This window comes from Sphingopyxis sp. UBA6723, from assembly GCF_002454115.1.
Classification (GTDB): Bacteria; Pseudomonadota; Alphaproteobacteria; order Sphingomonadales; family Sphingomonadaceae; genus Sphingopyxis.
This window is the reverse complement of sequence record NZ_DKIH01000008.1, coordinates 13,131-15,507: the sequence shown is the minus strand read 5'-3', so window position 1 is coordinate 15,507 and position 2,377 is coordinate 13,131. Positions and strand designations below refer to the sequence as shown.

Sequence of the window (2,377 nt, the reverse complement as noted above, 5' to 3'; positions counted from 1 at the left end):
GCCGAGGTCGATCATGGCTTCACCCATTTCGACCTGACCCTGAAACTGGTCCGCCGCAAAGCCCCGCTTGCCGCAGCGGAAGGCATATGGTGGCCGATCTCGGACCTTGACGCGGCGGGGCTGCCGACGCTCTATCGCAAACTGATCGACAAGATGCTGGAGAGAGACGGATGAACATGATGGTTTCGCGCCGCGCGCTGCTTGGCGGTCTGGCGCTGGGCGGCAGTGCCGCGCTGCTGCCGCGCGCTGCGTTCGCGTGGAAGGAAAGCGGCGCACAGCTTTATCCCGCGACCCATGCTTTCATCAAAGGCTTCGTCGATCGCCGCGAACTCGCCGGTACCCTCGCCGCGATCGGCAAGGGACAGGCGCCCGCCGACTTTTTTGGTGCCGGGGTGCAATCGATCAGCGATGCGGTGCCGGTCGGCCCCGACACATTGTGGCGGCTCTATTCGATGACCAAGCCGGTGACCGGCATCGCCGCGATACTGCTGATCGAAGACGGCAAGATGAAACTCGACCAGCCGATCGCCGATTTCCTGCCCGCTTTCGCCAAAATGCAGGTGCAGGTTACCCCCGACGGGTCGATCACCGACCTGCGCCCCGCGAAAACCCCGATCACGGTGCGCCATCTGCTCACCCACACCGCGGGGCTTGGCTACAACATCATCCAGAAAGGCCCGATCAAAAAAGCTTATGATGACAATGGTATCGTCGGGGGGCAGGCGAGCCGGATGGCGCTGCCGGGCTTTGCCGACGTGAAAGCCGCGCCAAGCTTGGCGGTGATGGCGGATCGGCTCGCGGCGCTGCCGCTGGTTTATGAACCCGGCACCAAATGGAGCTATTCGATCAGTCTCGACCTGCTCGGCCGGGTAATCGAGGTGGTATCGGGGCAGTCGTTCGAGGCGTTTCTGAAGGCCCGGCTGTTCGATCCGCTGGGGATGACGAGCACCGGCTTCATGGTGGAGGCCAAGGACGTCGGGCGCTTCACCAGCAATTACGCGGCGTTCGGCGGCGCGTTAATCCCGTTCGACCCGGCGACCAGCTCGATCTATCTCGACCCGCCCCCTTATCCCTTTGGCGGGGGTGGGCTGGTGTCGAGCGCGCGCGATTATGACCGCTTCCTCGCGATGCTGCTGGGCGAAGGCGAGACGGACGGCAAACGGGTCATGAAGGTCGACACGGCGCGCCTTGCGATGTCGAACCTGCTGAGCGATGCTGTCGATCGCAAGGGCACCTTCGTCGATGGCCAGGGCTTTGGCGCCGGGGGGCGGGTGTCACTGCCAAGCTCGCCGGGTGGCGAGGGATTGTTCGGTTGGGCGGGCGCCGCGGGAACGATCGGCTTTGTCCATCGCAAGCTCGGCTATCGCGTCGGCGGCTATACGCAGATCATGCCCCCCGAAACCGTGTCGTTTCAGGCAAAGTTCGGTGAGACGGTGATGAAGGATGTGATGGCCTGATGCCGCTCCCGCTGGGTTTCACCGGGGCGTGGCTGGACCGCGCCGACCAGCTGCGCAGTGATACCGCGAGGTTCGCAGCCGCCGCCGCCGATCCGCGCGCGCGCTGTCTGGCGCTCGACGGGATCGATTTCGTGCCGGGCGAGGGCGGGGGGCTGCGCTGGGAAGCGCTTGATCTCGCGGACGACCGCGCGCTGCTGCTGCTCGGCCTCGACGATGGCGGCATTCCGCATTTCGTTCGCGAAGCGGCTCCGGGTGGGCGCATCGATGCGCGCTCACGCACTGTCATGCGCCTGCTGCCCTTGCTGTCGGGGCCGGAAGCGGCGCTGTACGGCGGGGCGCGTAGCCTGGTCGACTGGCACGCGCGGCATCGCTTCTGTGCGGTGTGCGGAACGCCGACCGACGTATTTCGCGCCGGTTGGGGGCGCCGCTGCGGCAGCTGCAACGCCGAACATTTCCCGCGTGTCGATCCGGTCGTGATCATGCTCGCCGAATGCGACGGGCGGGTGCTGGTCGGGCGGCAGGGCGGCTTTCCGCCAGGCTTTTTCTCGGCGCTGGCGGGGTTCGTCGAACCCGGCGAATCGCTGGAGGAGGCGGTGGCGCGCGAATTGTTCGAGGAAGCGGGGATTCGCGTTGCCGACGTGACTTATGTGGCGAGCCAGCCCTGGCCCTTTCCGTCGTCGCTGATGATCGGCTGCCGCGCCGTGACCAGCGATCCGGCACTGACGCTCGATACGACCGAGATCGAGGCGGCGATGTGGGTCGATAAGGCCGAGGTGCGCGCCGCGCTGGCGGGCGATATGGGGGCGCCGTTCCTGGCGCCGCCGCCACTGGCGATCGCGCGTTATCTGCTGGAGGATTGGGCGGGATAGCACGCCACTGCAATATGGGGCTTATTCTCGTCCGTTCGTGCTGAGCTTGTC

Annotated in this window: 2 protein-coding genes; both read left to right on the top strand. The window is 66.0% G+C overall.

Annotated elements, in window-relative coordinates; all coding sequences use genetic code 11:
• Window positions 1–170 precede the first annotated feature (170 nt).
• Complete coding sequence (locus B4F07_RS05975) at window positions 171–1,457, top strand: serine hydrolase domain-containing protein (RefSeq protein ID WP_293699301.1); 1,287 nt, start codon at window positions 171–173, stop codon at window positions 1,455–1,457.
• Window positions 1,457–2,326: an NAD(+) diphosphatase gene (gene nudC / locus B4F07_RS05970; protein ID WP_293699299.1), complete on the top strand. Its 870-nt coding sequence runs from the start codon at window positions 1,457–1,459 to the stop codon at window positions 2,324–2,326. The genes B4F07_RS05975 and nudC overlap by 1 nt, the downstream gene beginning before the upstream one ends.
• Window positions 2,327–2,377 lie beyond the last annotated feature (51 nt).

Coding starts and splice junctions, on each gene's coding strand:
- B4F07_RS05975 (WP_293699301.1), top strand. CDS start 171: ATGAACATGATGGTTTCGCGCCGCGCGCTGCTTGGCGGTCTGGCGCTG.
- nudC (WP_293699299.1), top strand. CDS start 1,457: ATGCCGCTCCCGCTGGGTTTCACCGGGGCGTGGCTGGACCGCGCCGAC.